The organism is Burkholderia sp. Ac-20392, assembly GCF_017104585.1.
GTDB lineage: Bacteria > Pseudomonadota > Gammaproteobacteria > Burkholderiales > Burkholderiaceae > Burkholderia > Burkholderia lata.
In genome coordinates this window covers 1-14,048 of record NZ_JAAGPB010000213.1, presented here as the reverse complement: position 1 = coordinate 14,048, position 14,048 = coordinate 1, and the positions used below count along the sequence as shown (strand labels likewise).

The 14,048-nt window shown below is 64.4% G+C and carries 16 protein-coding genes and 1 pseudogene; 6 read left to right on the top strand and 11 right to left on the bottom strand.

Features of this window, described 5'->3' with window-relative positions:
• Together G3N99_RS22110 and ada are read right to left on the bottom strand one after the other, a co-directional pair.
• Positions 1 to 400: AlkA N-terminal domain-containing protein (locus tag G3N99_RS22110; protein WP_277396404.1), on the bottom strand; the 400-nt coding region annotated here is incomplete at its 3' end.
• On the bottom strand, positions 397 to 1,488 hold the full coding sequence (gene ada / locus G3N99_RS22105; RefSeq protein WP_174937343.1) for a bifunctional DNA-binding transcriptional regulator/O6-methylguanine-DNA methyltransferase Ada: 1,092 nt from the start codon (positions 1,486 to 1,488) through the stop codon (positions 397 to 399). The genes G3N99_RS22110 and ada, both read right to left, overlap by 4 nt.
• A gap of 443 nt (positions 1,489 to 1,931) precedes the next feature.
• Here ada and G3N99_RS22100 point away from each other — a divergent pair, with 443 nt between their 5' ends.
• Positions 1,932 to 2,345, top strand: coding sequence for a VOC family protein (locus tag G3N99_RS22100; RefSeq protein WP_011353604.1), 414 nt, complete (start codon positions 1,932 to 1,934; stop codon positions 2,343 to 2,345).
• A 21-nt stretch (positions 2,346 to 2,366) separates the two neighbouring features.
• Here the strand turns inward: G3N99_RS22100 and G3N99_RS22095 are convergent, their stop codons facing one another.
• The 3 genes from G3N99_RS22095 to speG all read right to left on the bottom strand — a co-directional run bounded on the left by G3N99_RS22095 (position 2,367) and on the right by speG (position 4,505).
• Positions 2,367 to 2,921 (bottom strand): YaeQ family protein, encoded by a 555-nt coding sequence (locus tag G3N99_RS22095; RefSeq protein ID WP_039364653.1) that lies wholly within the window; start codon positions 2,919 to 2,921, stop codon positions 2,367 to 2,369.
• Between the two features lie 189 nt (positions 2,922 to 3,110).
• Positions 3,111 to 3,458: a hypothetical protein gene (locus tag G3N99_RS22090; protein ID WP_174937341.1), complete on the bottom strand. Its 348-nt coding sequence runs from the start codon at positions 3,456 to 3,458 to the stop codon at positions 3,111 to 3,113.
• 489 nt (positions 3,459 to 3,947) lie between these two features.
• Positions 3,948 to 4,505, bottom strand: coding sequence for a spermidine N1-acetyltransferase (gene speG / locus G3N99_RS22085; RefSeq protein WP_174937339.1), 558 nt, complete (start codon positions 4,503 to 4,505; stop codon positions 3,948 to 3,950).
• 436 nt (positions 4,506 to 4,941) lie between these two features.
• On the opposite strand from speG, the gene G3N99_RS22080 reads away from it, so the two are divergent.
• The 4 genes from G3N99_RS22080 to G3N99_RS22070 all read left to right on the top strand — a co-directional run bounded on the left by G3N99_RS22080 (position 4,942) and on the right by G3N99_RS22070 (position 8,539).
• Positions 4,942 to 5,190: a DUF2795 domain-containing protein gene (locus tag G3N99_RS22080; protein ID WP_174942515.1), complete on the top strand. Its 249-nt coding sequence runs from the start codon at positions 4,942 to 4,944 to the stop codon at positions 5,188 to 5,190.
• A 109-nt stretch (positions 5,191 to 5,299) separates the two neighbouring features.
• Positions 5,300 to 6,658 (top strand): sensor domain-containing diguanylate cyclase, encoded by a 1,359-nt coding sequence (locus tag G3N99_RS22075; protein ID WP_206123472.1) that lies wholly within the window; start codon positions 5,300 to 5,302, stop codon positions 6,656 to 6,658.
• Between the two features lie 150 nt (positions 6,659 to 6,808).
• Positions 6,809 to 6,931 carry a hypothetical protein gene (locus G3N99_RS42395; protein WP_021157980.1) on the top strand — a complete coding sequence of 41 codons (123 nt, stop codon included), beginning with the start codon at positions 6,809 to 6,811 and terminating at the stop codon, positions 6,929 to 6,931.
• A 456-nt stretch (positions 6,932 to 7,387) separates the two neighbouring features.
• Positions 7,388 to 8,539, top strand: coding sequence for a hypothetical protein (locus tag G3N99_RS22070; RefSeq protein ID WP_206123471.1), 1,152 nt, complete (start codon positions 7,388 to 7,390; stop codon positions 8,537 to 8,539).
• 41 nt (positions 8,540 to 8,580) lie between these two features.
• On the opposite strand, the gene mnmE is transcribed toward G3N99_RS22070, so the two are convergent.
• A complete protein-coding gene (mnmE, locus tag G3N99_RS22065; protein ID WP_174937331.1) occupies positions 8,581 to 9,975 on the bottom strand; it encodes a tRNA uridine-5-carboxymethylaminomethyl(34) synthesis GTPase MnmE in 1,395 nt (464 codons plus the stop codon).
• 337 nt (positions 9,976 to 10,312) lie between these two features.
• On the opposite strand from mnmE, the gene G3N99_RS22060 reads away from it, so the two are divergent.
• Positions 10,313 to 10,744 (top strand): transcriptional regulator, encoded by a 432-nt coding sequence (locus G3N99_RS22060; protein WP_174937329.1) that lies wholly within the window; start codon positions 10,313 to 10,315, stop codon positions 10,742 to 10,744.
• Between the two features lie 106 nt (positions 10,745 to 10,850).
• On the opposite strand, the gene yidC is transcribed toward G3N99_RS22060, so the two are convergent.
• The 5 genes and pseudogenes from yidC to rpmH (G3N99_RS22035) form a co-directional block, all read right to left on the bottom strand.
• A complete protein-coding gene (yidC, locus tag G3N99_RS22055; protein WP_206123470.1) occupies positions 10,851 to 12,518 on the bottom strand; it encodes a membrane protein insertase YidC in 1,668 nt (555 codons plus the stop codon).
• An 8-nt stretch (positions 12,519 to 12,526) separates the two neighbouring features.
• Positions 12,527 to 12,793 (bottom strand): membrane protein insertion efficiency factor YidD, encoded by a 267-nt coding sequence (gene yidD, locus G3N99_RS22050; protein ID WP_006750110.1) that lies wholly within the window; start codon positions 12,791 to 12,793, stop codon positions 12,527 to 12,529.
• A 75-nt stretch (positions 12,794 to 12,868) separates the two neighbouring features.
• The gene (locus G3N99_RS22045) at positions 12,869 to 13,330 is read right to left on the bottom strand and encodes a ribonuclease P protein component (protein WP_174937325.1); all 462 of its coding nucleotides are present in this window, start codon (positions 13,328 to 13,330) and stop codon (positions 12,869 to 12,871) included.
• Between the two features lie 15 nt (positions 13,331 to 13,345).
• The gene (gene rpmH / locus G3N99_RS22040) at positions 13,346 to 13,480 is read right to left on the bottom strand and encodes a 50S ribosomal protein L34 (RefSeq protein WP_004198824.1); all 135 of its coding nucleotides are present in this window, start codon (positions 13,478 to 13,480) and stop codon (positions 13,346 to 13,348) included.
• 440 nt (positions 13,481 to 13,920) lie between these two features.
• A pseudogene (gene rpmH / locus G3N99_RS22035) lies at positions 13,921 to 13,998 on the bottom strand (50S ribosomal protein L34); the annotation flags it as partial.
• Positions 13,999 to 14,048 lie beyond the last annotated feature (50 nt).

The following is a 14,048-nucleotide window of genomic DNA, read 5'->3' as shown; positions in this document are numbered from 1 at the left end:
CCTGCCCCGGCGCGGCCTCGACGAGCGGCGCGAACCACGGATCGCGCGCCAGCCCGCTGCCGATGGCGGCCGGATCGGCGCCGAGATCGAACATCGTCGCAACGCGCGCGGCGAACGCGTCGTCGACATGACGCGCGACCGCGCCTTCGACCGTCGCGACTAGGCAATGCTTGCGCGGATGTTTCGCGACCGTGAGCCGGCCGGCGTCGCCGTGCAGGTCGACGATGCGGCGATACACACCGTCCGCCACCTGCTCGACGCCCGGAATCGCGCGCCCGCTGAAGAAGCGCAGCACGCGCGCCCAGTCGTAAGGCGCATTGAAGCGCAGTTCCATTTGCGCGGACGGCGGCACCTGGCCGCCGTTCACGATGGATGTGATCGTTGTTTTTGCGATGCTCAAACTGCGCTGCCCTCCGCAACGGATTCGGTTTGATCGTCATGCACATGCCGCGCCTCGGACGCGAGCAGCGTCGCCTTGCGGCGCACGCCCCAACGATACCCGGAAAGCGCGCCGCCCTTCTGTACGACGCGGTGGCACGGGATCGCGAGCGCAACCGGGTTCGACGCGCACGCAGACGCGACGGCACGCACCGCGCGCGGCGAACCGAGCGCCTCGGCGATCTCCGAGTAACTGCGCGTTTCGCCGTACGGAATATGCGTCAGCGCCTCCCATACGCGCTGCTGGAATGCAGTCGGCGCGATGTCGAGCGGCAGGTCGAATGCGTGCCGTGTGCCGTCCAGGTACGCGCGAATCTGCGAGACGAACGGCGCGAGTCGTGTCGACGCTTCGACCAGCTCGGCGCGTGCGAACGCGTCCTTCAGCTCACCGACGAGCACTGCCGGTTCGTCGCCGAACGCGATCCGGCAGATGCCCTGCTCCGTCGCGGCGACGAGCACCGTGCCAAGCGACGTCGATGCGGTCGCATAGTCGATCCGCAGGCCGGCACCCTGGCGGCGAAACGCCGACGGCGCCATCCCGAGCTCGCGCGGCACCGACGCATAGAGCCGCGACGGCGAGTTGAAGCCCGCATCGACGGCCGCCTGCGTGACCGGCTGCCCGCTTTGCAGCGCCTGCCGCAACGCGGCGCCGCGCTGTGCGGCCTGGTACTGCCGTGGCGACACGCCGACCACGCGCTTGAAGAGCCGCTGGAGGTGAAACGGGCTCACGTGTACGGCATCGCTCAGTTGCTGCAGCGTGAGCCGTTCGGCATGTGCGTCGAGCACCGCGCACGCGCGGTTGACGATCTCGAGCTCGCGCGGCAGCCCTTCCGGCTGGCAGCGCTTGCAGGGCCGGAAGCCGGCCGCACGCGCGGCGGCCGTATCGGCGAAGAAGGACACATTTTCGCGACGCGGCTGCCGCGACGCGCAGGTCGGGCGGCAGAACACGCCGGTCGTGCTCACGGCGTAGAAGAACGCGCCGTCCGCATGCGGATCGCGCTCGGTGACGGCGCCCCAGCGGGCATCATCGGTCGGATAGGCGGTTTTCATCTGAACCTCGCACTCTCTAGTGTAGATGGTGCCTACTCTAGACATCGGCACGTACCGTCGCGCCCTGAATCTTGCTCTGTGATTCTTGCTCTGACTCGCCCCGGATAATCGGGGGCGCATCGACTAAAAATAAATCCGACAAAACGCGCGCGCCGGCCGTTCCAGCGCCGATTTCGTCATCGTCCCGTCACCATTTTGCTGCACCGCAGATGCGACAAATCGCCGTCCTGACGTTTTTTTGCATTCGAAATATTGCGTCGCACCATCGCCGTGTGTATAGTTGGAACTGTCTCCTCCATGTCTCCTCCTGATATGGATTAAGCCCGTTCCGCTCTGCGTGAACGGGCTTTTTTTCGTCCGTCGATTGTGCCGCGTTCCGGCCGGCGGCGCAGGCGTGATGCGTCTACACTCGATGCTCATGGACTGCGAAGGAGAGCCTGCCCATGAAACCGACTATCCGCGCGATCGATCACATCGTGCTGCGCGTGACCGACATGGCTGCGATGACGCGCTTTTACTGCGACGCCGTCGGCTGCCACGTGGAGAAGGAACAGCCCGACCTGGGCCTTGTACAGCTGCGTGCCGGCGACGCACTGATCGACCTGCTGTCGGTCGGCGGCCCGATCGACCGTCCCGACAGCGGCCCGCCCGGCACGGGACGCAACCTCGATCACCTGTGCCTGCGCGTCGAGCCGTTCGATCCCGACGCATTGACCGCCCATTTCGCCGCGCATGGCGCACGGCCGGGCGCGCCCGCGGAGCGCTACGGCGCCGGCGGCTACGGGCCGTCGATCTACCTGTTCGATCCGGAAGGCAACATGCTGGAATTCAAGGGGCCGCCGGCCGCGATCGGCTGAACGCGGCCGGCGCGCAGGCCGTCACGCGTCCGCGCGCGCCTTCAGCACCGTCCATTCGACCGCGACCGGATCGTGGTCGGCGCTCGAGATCCACGCGGCGCCGTCCTGCACCGTGCACTGCAGGCGCATCGTGCGCTCTGCGAGTTTCCCGAGCGCGGCCGCGACACCGTCGTTCAGCGACAGCACCTGCACGTTGCGCAGCCGCTCGACCTTGCTGCGCACCCCCTGCCACCAGATATCCGACGTCTTGCCGCCGTATGCGATCACCGTGACCTGCCCGGCGCGGCCGGCCGCCTTCGAGATGCGCCGCTCGTCGGGCTGCCCGGCTTCGATCCAGACGTCGATCGCGCCGGTCAGATCCTTCTGCCACAAATCGGGCTCGTCGACGTCCGACAGCCCCTTGCAGAATTCGAGCCGCTCGTGCGCGAACAGCGCGAACGCGACGATGCGCACCATCATCCGGTCGTCGGTTTCCGACGGATGGCGTGCCACCGTCAGCGCGTGATCGGCGTAGTAGTGCCGATCCATGTCGGCGATTTGCAGTTCGGCTTTGTAGATCGTGGATTTCAGCGCCATGCGGATGCGGCCCGGGCGGGCATTCGGTTCGGTCGGGCCGTGATGATACCGAATGCTGGCCGTCCGGCGCGTGTCATGCGCCACCCACAGCGCAACGGCCCGGCATCTGCCGGGCCGTGTTCGGTTCGCGCCGCCGGCTCATCGGGCCGGCGCGCTCGCGCGTCGTGTGACGGCGCGGTGAAAGAACGGTTACTGCTTGACGAAGCGCGAATCGGTCCAGAGACCCTGCTGGTCGCTGTTGTCGGCGCTGACGAACTGCACGTCGCCCTGGTCGACCGACACCACGCGGAAGCGCTGGCCCTCCGGCACCGACAGGCAACGGTAGTCGTCGAAGTATTGCTGCTTCGCCTGCGACTTGCCGTCACGCTCGTGACTCAGTACGGAGTCCAGATTGTCTTTCGACAGGCAGCCCCATGCGTTCTTCGTCAACTGGATTTCCTGCTTCGGCTTGACGGCCGAATCGCCGCCGGCTTGGGCAATCGACACCGCGCAAAATGCGCCGACGAGGGCAAAAAGGACACCGGTACGCTTCATCATGTTCTGTCTCCAGGCTTGCGGGCACCAGGCTTGGGTTAGCTATGCGTTTACAGGTGATCGTGAACCCGCGTTTTTCACTTTAGAAGACCGGCAAGCGATATCAAGCACATTTGTTGTGCGACCGCAATAGCGGCGGATTGTCGCACCCCGTGCGCAGCCCGTTTTTCGCACCATGCGCAGGCGGGACGACGTGCGCTGCATGGAGAACAGGCCCGCGCCGCCGGGCGGAAAGCATTGCGCAGCAAGACTTTCAGCAAAGTTACAATGCGGCGATTGAACGGTTTGGATAATCCATTTCGCTATCCGGATCATTTTGATGCGCTGCACATAAAGTCATCCGAAACGATTCGACTTTACCGCAACGCGGAATCGCATTTACCTGATACAAGAAAAATGCCAGGTATAAGCGAATCCGTATTTATCCGTAGTTCTCCGCATGCATCCAGCGCCCGCGGAAGCCCACGCCGCAGGCGCCTTTCGCCAGCGTGTTTACCCTGCTTTATTCACGGTGGATTGCTGGCGCTCGAAATAATCGCGCTGAAAAATGCACATGCGATAAGCGTTGTGATACGCGCCGTTTCCGAAAAATTCTTCCTTCAATTCGGCCTCGTGCTGAAATCCGCATTTCTCGTACACATGAATCGCCGCCGCATTGGACGTATCGACAATCAGGTACAGCTTGCGCATGTTCAGCACCTTGAACGCGTACTCGATCGCAAGGCGCGTCGCCTGCCCCGCATAGCCGCGCCCCTGGCATTGCGGCGCGATGATGATCTGGAACTCGCCGCGGCGATGGATGTAGTCGAGCTCGATCAGCTCGACGAGGCCGACCAGTTCACCTTGCGCGTCGACCGCGACGAAACGGCGCTCGCGCTGGTCGTGCACGTGGCGGTCGTACAGTTGTGACAGTTCCGAGAAGGTTTCGTACGGCTCCTCGAACCAGTAGCGCATGATTTTTGCGTCGTTGTTCAGCTCGTGGACGAAGCGCAGGTCCTGGCGCTCCAGCGGCCGTAGCGCGAGCGTGTTGGTATCGTTCTGGAGTTGCATGTTCATGTCCTTTTTGATGCCGGCGCCCGTGCGGCAAGGCCGCATCCGGGCCTGTTTCGCACTGTAAGAAATTGAACGCGGGCGAAGTTCAGAGCCTAGAATGGGAGCAAGGGTTCCTGCCACCGCAAGGAGGCTATCGTGTTCGAGCAAGTCATACTCGGAATATTCCTCGTGCTGCCGCTCGTCATCGTAGCGGCGCTGTTTTCCGACGAACTTTGGCAGGAACACCGGCGCCAGCATCCGCGCGACGAAAACGCACCGCACATCGACTGGAAGCATCCGTGGCGCCGCGTGCGACGCGAGCATTGAGTCGATCGCCGTTCATCCGCGGGGCGCGCCTGCCTGGTCGCCCTGGCAAGTGAACGCACAACGCGCACCGTTACGCACCCGAATACCGCTCAAGCCACCCAACCCGCTCACTCCGCGAGACGCCGCCGTGAACGACCAGCCCGCCCAGCCTCCGCACGACATTCCCAACGAAGCGATCGACCTGCAGATCGCCGACGTGCTGGCGGCCGTCCGTTACCCGGCCAACAAGGATGCGATCGTCGATGCCGCGCGCGACGCCGGCGCCAGCAACGACGTGCTGTCGATGCTCGACGGCCTGCCCGAACAGGACTACGCGGACGTCAACGCCGTCACGCAGTGGGTCGCCGGCAACTTCGGTCCCGGCCTCGGGGTTTGAGCGCACACCCATAACGCGATAGGATCAGGCCGCACCGGTCGCGCAGCGGCCGGTTGCCTGTCGCCCGGCGCAAGACCGGGCGTTTCCGCCTACGTGCCCGGGGAACACCATGGAAGGCATCCTGATCCAGCACACGACCCGCCGTCAGCTCTGGTTCGGCGCACTGACGGCGCTCGTCATCGTGCTCGCGCTCGGGATCGCCGCGCCGCACGCGAACGTTGCGCTGCCGGCCGTCGAGCCGTTCATGCCGATGTGTGCGCTCACCGTGTTCACCACCGCGAGCATCGCGGCGTTCTTTCTCGGCGCGCAGTTCACCGTGACGCGCCAGCCGGTGCTCGGCGCGCTCGGCGGCGCCTACGCGTTCACCGCGCTCGCCGTCGCGCTGCAGCTGCTCACCTTTCCCGGCGTGTTCGCGCCACACGGGCTGTTCGGCGCGCAACCGCAAAGCGCCGCGTGGATGTGGATCTTCTGGCATGCCGGCTTCCCGGGTTTCGTGATGGTCGCGCTGCTCGCGCGCGAGCGGCTGGCGCGCGCCCCGATCGGCGCGCAGCAGACACGCTGGTGGACGCTCGCGCTGATCGGCGGGCCGGCGGTCGTCGCGGGGCTGCTGTGCCTGTTTGCGCTGAACGTGTCGCTGCCACCCGCGTTTCATCCGCCGGGCGATGCGGCCGTGCTGCCCGTCAACGCCGTCGCGCTGATCGTGTGGCTGCTCAACGCGCTGGCGCTCGTGGCCGTGCTGGCCACCGGCCGGCTGCGCACGACGCTCGACCTGTGGCTCGCGATCGCGGTGCTCGCGTGCCTCACCGATACGACGCTGAACCTGATGAGCACCAATCGCTTCACGGTCGGCTGGTACCTCGCGCGCGTGTTCAGCATGTTCACGCCGGGCGTGCTCGTGTGCGTGCTCGCGTGGGAAGTAACGATGCTGTACCAGCGGCTGTTCGAGGCGCACGCGACGCTGATCCGCTCGTCCGCACGCGACGGCCTGACGGGCGCGTTCAACCGCATGCACTTCAACGATCATTTCCACACGCTGTTCCTGCAGGCGCGACGGCAAGGCGAACCGCTGTCGCTGCTGATGGTCGACGTCGACCGCTTCAAGGCGTACAACGACGCGTTCGGTCACGTGAAGGGCGACGCATGCCTGATCGCGGTTGCGAATGCGCTGGCCGGCGCGGTGCGGCGGCCGGCGGACATCGTCGCGCGCTACGGCGGCGAGGAGTTCGCGATCGTGCTGCCGAACACGGGCGCGCGCGGCGCGCGGGTGGTTGCCGAGGAAGCGCGCGAAGCGGTGCTGCGGCTCGATCTCGCGATGCCGACCGCACCCGCCGGACGCGTAAGCGTGAGCGTCGGCTGCGCGACCGTGTCGACCGACGATCTGTCGACACCCGATGCGTTGATCGAAGCCGCCGATGCCGCGCTGTATCGTGCGAAGGATACGGGGCGAAACAGGGTCGTCACCGCCTGAAAACGTCTGCTGTTTGGCAATTTGTTACGGTCATTGTGACCGGAATAATCCGCCGTTACGGATTGCGGAACAGGGAAACGATCGCTTACAGCCGGTGTTGCGAGCGCTCGCTATGCTGGGTTTCATATTGAACCCGAGCAGGTGAACGCGATGAAGAAGACCCTTTTGCTGATTGCCGGCGTCGCCGTGCTGTTGAGCGGCTGTATCGTGGTACCTGATGGTGGCGGGTATTACGGTGGTGGCGGGTACTACCATCATCGTCATTGGGATTGATGCCTTCCCGCTAAGCACGGCATCGTCATTCCGCTGAAACTCGGATGAATACCGAGCGTCGTACGTGATTCCGCACCTCCGGCATATGGTTCATATCGCGCGCAGCGATTTGAATCGTCGCCGGAGCGTTACGGGCGCCCACACGCCTCTGCCGATCCCCCACGGTAATTGACCGCACGGCACGCCTCACTCGCATTCCATGCGGGTAATCGTTCATTGGCTTTGCAGTCGGGTATCTCAACGTCAAATTGCAATGCCGCGTCATGACTGCTATGTCCCGGATGCACCAGAGTTTGGAGCGACGGCCAGCCAGGTCGGCCGCATCGAATAGCAATCGGCGACGCGCCATTCAGTTCTTCACGTTCCAGCCGATATCACTTGTTTACTGCTGCGAGTTCCTGTCGCACTGTCGTCCCGCGACACTCGTCGTCACTAGAACAATGAACCTACTGAAACATGAAGCTGTTCGACCGACAGAAGTGGCATAACGACGTCTCGATCGCTGGAAACCGTTATCTCCGTGTCCCTCTTCCCAAAATGGAGGCAGGGCGTTTCGGCTGGATCAAGCGCTGGGCCATGGACTGGCTCGTGCCGACAGGTCTATCTGCGTGGGCTACCTATCATCTGACGGGCGCATTCGTTGAACGCTACCGCGCGCTCCTCCCGAAAGGCGTTGGCGACGACGTTCCCCTCGAGGTCATGTCCGACTTGTGGGCCCGCCCCTCCTCACAATATTTCTTCGTAGGCTTCGTCGGGCTGGCGGCTCTAACCGTTGCCATGCTGCTCTATCAACAGTTGGCGCGCCCAACGCTGAAAAGCATCCTCAATCGTCGCAAACGGCCGTTCGTCGGCCCAAAGCCATTCTTGCTCGTGTTCGTCCTCGGCAAACTGCTGGCAACCATCATTCCAGCATGCGCCGTTGCGATCGCGGTTTACTCACCGGCAAGCGGGACGTGGGGCGGGATTGGCATTCTCATCGGACTGATTGCCCTGATCACCGCCGGCTACTACCACATGGCCTACGGCGAAATGCGGCCTCCATGCGTCATCTCGATCTCATTTCACCGGCCACGACAACGTCCATCGATCAATGCAGGCGAGCCCGCATCGACGACAAGTTTGAGCCAATGGCGCGACGCGCATACAGCGCTTCAGGACGACGCAAACGCAATCTCGGATGCGGCAGGAGGGGCATTCGCACAGAATGTGACTGCCTCATTTGATCTCGACGATGTTGCCATTTGCGTCGCGCTGAGCGTCGACATCGATGATTTGCCGCAAGATCGCCGGCACGCGCTCGACGCGCAGATCAACCGCGTGCTGAGCAAATGGCGCGACGAAGGTTACACGAGCGGCTCGCTTTATGACGGAAGAACGTTGCCTGCGCCGCTTGCCCCTTCGCCCCTCGGTGATTCCACGCCACGATCGCATCCGCCCGGCGGCGCACCGGCCGACTCGGTGCGTGTGTCGGCGCCCCCAGGCAGCCGTGCCCTGATCGTTGGTGACGCCATCGTTCAACGGCACGGGGGTGGTCGCCGCGGGCGAGTCCTGCAGCGCAGGGAGCGCGTGTTCGAATTCGCTTCGGAGTCTAAAGACGACAGAGCTTGAGCGCAGTGTTACGGCGCGAATAGCGGTTCAGCCGGGTCTACTCACTTCCCGATACAAAACCTGCTGAAAATCACCCCCAGCAGATCATCCGAAGTGAACTCCCCGGTAATCGCATTGAGCTGTTCCTGCGCGAGCCGCAGTTCCTCGGCAAACAGATCGAGTGACTGCGCGCGCTGCTCCGCATGATCCGCCGCTTGCGCGAGATGCTCCTGCGCAGCCCGCAGTGCGATCAGATGCCGTTCGCGCGCGAGATACACGCCTTCCGCCCCCGCCTGCCACCCTGCAATCCGCAGCAGCTCCGCGCGCAGCATGTCGATCCCGTCGCCGCGCTTTGCCGACAGATGCACCTCGGTCAGATCGCCTTCCGCCGCCGGATGCTCGACACACGCCGCCACACCGGTCAGATCCGTCTTGTTCAGCACACGCACCACCGGCACGCCGCCCGGGAACCGCGCCGCGATCGTCTCGTCATCCGCCGTCATCCCAATACGCGAATCCAGCAGATGCAGCACGACATCCGCGCGCTCGATCTCGCTCCACGTGCGCGCGATACCGATCCGCTCGACCTCGTCCTCCGTCTCGCGCAACCCGGCCGTGTCGATGATGTGCAGCGGAATCCCTTCGACCTGGATCGTCTGCGCCACCTTGTCGCGCGTCGTGCCCGCGATCGGCGTGACGATCGCCAGTTCCGCGCCGGCCAGCGCATTCAGCAACGACGACTTGCCGACGTTCGGCTGCCCCGCGAGCACGACCGACAGCCCTTCACGGAGCAACGCCCCCTGCCGCGCGTCGCCCAGCACGTGCGCGAGCTGCGCGCGAATCTTCGCGAGCTTGCCGCGCGCGTCGGCCGCTTCCAGGAAGTCGATCTCTTCTTCCGGAAAATCGAGCGTCGCCTCGACCAGCATCCGCAGCGTGATCACGTCGTCGACGAGCGCATGGATCTGCCGCGAGAACGCGCCATCGAGCGATCGCCCGGCCGAACGCGCCGCCGCTTCGGTGCTCGCCTCGATCAGGTCGGCCACGGCCTCGGCCTGCGCGAGATCGAGCTTGTCGTTCAGGAACGCGCGGCGCGTGAATTCGCCGGGTTCCGCGAGCCGCAGCCCGAAGCCGCGCCCCGCATCCAGGCAGCGCTGCAGCAGCAGTTGCATCACGATCGGCCCGCCGTGCCCCTGCAACTCGAGCACGTGCTCGCCGGTGTACGAATGCGGCGCCGGGAAGTACAGCGCGATCCCGCGGTCGAGCGGCGCGCCATGCTCGTCGAGGAACGGCACGTAGCTCGCATGGCGCGGCGCGAGCTTCTGCCCGCACAACGCGTCGATCAGCGGCAACGCAGCCGTCTCGCCGCCGCGCCCGAACGACACGCGGACGACCCCGATGCCACCCCGGCCGGCAGCAGTGGCAATGGCGACGATCGGATCGGAATCGGTAGCGAGCATGGGAATCGGATGAATCGGGTGATCAAGGGAATATGGTGCGCCCGCGCAACGGTTCGGGCATCGGAACGCCGGCATTGTAGCGTGCCGGCACACACGCCACCGGTCGCCGCTCATGATTCGGACACGCTCGAATTTATCCCGCCAGGGATAAGCCAAGTATCAGCCCGGCGCAATGTCACAGCCACCGCTTCGGACGAGTATGGCTGCTGGAGCGGCCCAACGCTGTGGCCCTCAATTTCGCCACGCACCCCGATCAAGACCGGGATTCGTCTGAATGGGATACGTTTATCCCGAATGGTTGTCTGAAACGCGGCGGTGGAATTGCACAATCTCCCCCATGCCGACATCCGAAGAAAAAGCCGCGTTCTCGGAACGCCTGAAATTCGCCCTGCGGCGCAGCCCGGAGAAGGTCACCGGTGCGACTGAGCTGGCGAACCGATTCAACCTGCGCCACCGCGGAGCGCAGCCCGTTTCGCCGCAAACCGCGCACAAATGGCTGACGGGCCGCACGATCCCGACGTCGGACAAACTCGCCACGCTCGCCGAATGGCTGCGCGTCGAGGTCCACTGGCTGCATTACGGCCCGTCGCCGAGCGTGATCGAACATCCGACACCGCAACCGCTGCCGCGCGACGAGCGCTATCCGCCCACGCCCGAGACGATCGAACTCGCGTCGAAGATCGAGGCGTTGTCGCCGCATCATCGCTACCTCGTGCAGGAACTGGTCGAGCAGTTCTACGGCGACTCGGGCGAATCGAAGAAGGCCTGAGCCCGCACCACCGGACCCGCAAAAAGCAAAAAGCCGCATGGGCGAACCATGCGGCTTTTTTCATGCATCGCGGGGCGAACATGCCGCCCCACGTATGCAACGGGCGTCAGGCCGGTTTCTTCTTGGCCCCGCCGAGCTTGCGCGTGATGTAGTACTGCTGCGCGATCGACAGCACGTTGTTCACGACGTAGTACAACACCAGGCCGGCCGGGAAGAAGAAGAACATCACCGAGAATGCGATCGGCATGAACTTCATCATCTTCGCCTGGACCGGGTCCGGCGGGGTCGGGTTCAGGCTCGTCTGCACGTACATCGACACGGCCATCAGCACCGGCAGGATGAAGAACGGATCGCGCTGCGACAGGTCGTGAATCCACAGGACCCACGGCGCGCCGCGCATTTCGACCGACGCGAGCAGCACCCAGTACAGCGAGATGAACACCGGGATCTGGATCACGACCGGCAGGCAGCCGCCGAACGGATTGACCTTCTCGGTCTTGTACAGCTCCATCAGCGCCGAGTTCATCTTCTGCGGATCGCTCTTGAAGCGTTCGCGCAGCGCCTGCATGCGCGGCGTGATTTCCTTCATGCGCGCCATCGACTTGTAGCTCGCAGCCGACAGCGGGAAGAACACGGCCTTGATCAGCAGCGTGAGCAGCACGATCGACCAGCCCCAGTTGCCGATGTAGCCGTGGATCTTCTCGAGCAGCCAGAACAGCGGCTTCGCGATGATCGTCACCCAGCCGTAGTCCTTCACGAGTTCCAGGCCCGGCGCGATGCCTTCGAGCATGCGCTCTTCTTCCGGACCGGCGAACAGGCGCGCCTGCACGTCGGCCGACTGGCCCGGTGCGATCGCGGCGACAGGCTGCTTCACGCCGACGCGGTACAGCGTCGGATCGATCTTTTCAGCGTAGATGTCGCGCTTCACGCCCTGCTGCGGAATCCAGGCCGACGCGAAGTAGTGCTGCACCATCGCGACCCAGCCGTTGTCGGCGGAGGTCACGTAGTCGGCCTTGTTCTTGTCGAGGTCGCTGAAGTTGATCTTCTGGAAGTGCTTCGCGTCCGTGTAGACCGCCGGCCCGAGGAACGTGTGCGAGAACATCGGCGTTTCGACGGCCGTGTTGTCGCGGACGAGTTCCATGTAGACCGTCGGCGTGACAGGCGCCGTGCCGACGTTGTCGATCTTGGTGTCGACACCGATCACGTAGCTGCCGCGCGTGAACGTGTAGGTCTTCACGACCTTCACGCCGCCCTTCACCGGCGATTCGAACGACAGCTTCAGCGCGTTCTGGTCACCCGTCAGCGACGTCGAGCCGGGGTTCAGCTGCGTGTAGACGTCGTTGTGGTTCGGGAAATCGCCGCCGAGCAGGCCCGAGCGTGCGAGATACGTGTGGCCGGCCGTGTGGTCGAACAGCGTGATGTACAGGTCGGGCTGCTTGCCGTCGCCCTGCTTCTTCAGCGTCAGCTTCGCCAGCGTGCCGCCGCGCGTGTCGATTTCGCCGTCATACACGTCGGTCGAGAACTTCACGAGCTGCGCCTGGGCGGCCGGTGCCGTCGTCGACGGTGCGGCGCCGACTGCGGCGGCAGGCACTTCACCTGCGGTCGTCGTCGTCGCGCCCGTGCCCGATGCGCCGCCGGCTGCAGCCGCGGGGGCCGTCTGCGTGGCACTCGGGAAGAACATCGACGGGCGTCCATGGGACCGCTGCCAGTTGTCGTACAGCATGACAGCTGACATGAAGAAGATCACCCATAGGACGGTGCGTTTGATATCCATGCGTTGTCTCAGAGTCGATGGGACCGCGCGTCGGCTTCGCCGCGAGCGCGAGTGTCGGAGTTGGGCGGCGGGACGAGGTCGATGCCGCCCGCGGAAAACGGATGGCATCGGCACACGCGCCTGACGGCGAGATACGTGCCGCGCGCGGCGCCATGATACTGGATTGCCTCGCGCGCGTAATCCGAACAGGAAGGATAAAAACGGCAACGGTTGCCGAGCATAGGGCTCACGGCAACCTTGTAGAAGCGCAGCAAGGCGATCAATACCGTTTCCATACCTTGGGCGACGCCGTTCGGCGCCGCGTCAAAACCGGCCGGGCAGGCGCGAACGCCGCACCGCGGACGGATGCGTCACTCGGACGCGGGCTTCGACGCGCGGCGGGCGATTTCCCGGACTGCCCTGTCGAGCAGTTCGCGGATCTCGGCCGCACACATCGCCGCGAGCGGGGCGGAGGCCGCGCTCGGCAGCGCTTTCTTGTCGAAGCGCGTGTGCTGCCGCAGCAGCAGGTCGTAACCGGCGAATTCGATCCGGCGCAGGCGAAACTGATCGCGCGCCAGCCGCTTCACGAGGTTACGGGTAACCGCACGCGGCGCATACTTCTTACCGACGACGAGCCCCAAACGCGCGGGCTGACCGGTCGGCTTGCCGTAAATCACGAAGTGCGCGGAGCGCCGCCAAGGGCGCAAACGAAAAACGGATGAAAATTCATCCGTTTTCAGAAGTCGCGCAGCTTTCGGGAAGGCGGCTTTCGTCTGCGACGGATTCGCACCCGGCTCGACGGCACCTTCCGCAGGACTGCGGACGGCGGACACAGCGCGCAACCTGCCTTAGATGGCGAGGCGCTTGCGGCCCTTCGCGCGGCGAGCGTTGATGACCTTGCGGCCACCTGCCGTCTTCATGCGGACACGGAAGCCATGGGTGCGCTTGCGGCGCGTCACGGACGGTTGGTAAGTACGTTTCATGATGTTCTCACTTGTTCGAGAATGTCGAAATTCAGGGGACCGCGTGCCCTAACCGGAGGCATTCGGGCGAACGCAATCGCCGGGAATACAGGATTGGTTTTCGCGGAACCCGCTATTTAAACCGTTTTTCTGTTGACGGTCAATACTTTAGGAGTCGCTCGCCTGTGCGCGCCCCGGCCGATCCGGCCCCGCGCCCCACATAACCGGCCTGTGGATAACTCGCGCTGTGGCCGCGTTTGGCGGTAGAATCTCGCCTTATCTCCAAGAATCCCGCACGCCGCTTCGGCTCGCGCCTGCCCCTCCAACACTGTGACGCAGGCGTCCGAGGCACGCTCGCACGACCGCTTCGGGCCTTGTTGCGCCACCGCGACAAGGGCGCCGGCGAGCCGCGCTGTGCACGCAAAAAACGACAGTTACTTGATGAACGATTTCTGGCAACACCCTGCCGTCTTCATGCGGACACGGAAGCCATGGGTGCGCTTGCGGCGCGTCACGGACGGTTGGTAAGTACGTTTCATGATGTTCTCACTTGTTCGAGAATGTCGAAATTCAGGGGACCGCGTGCCCT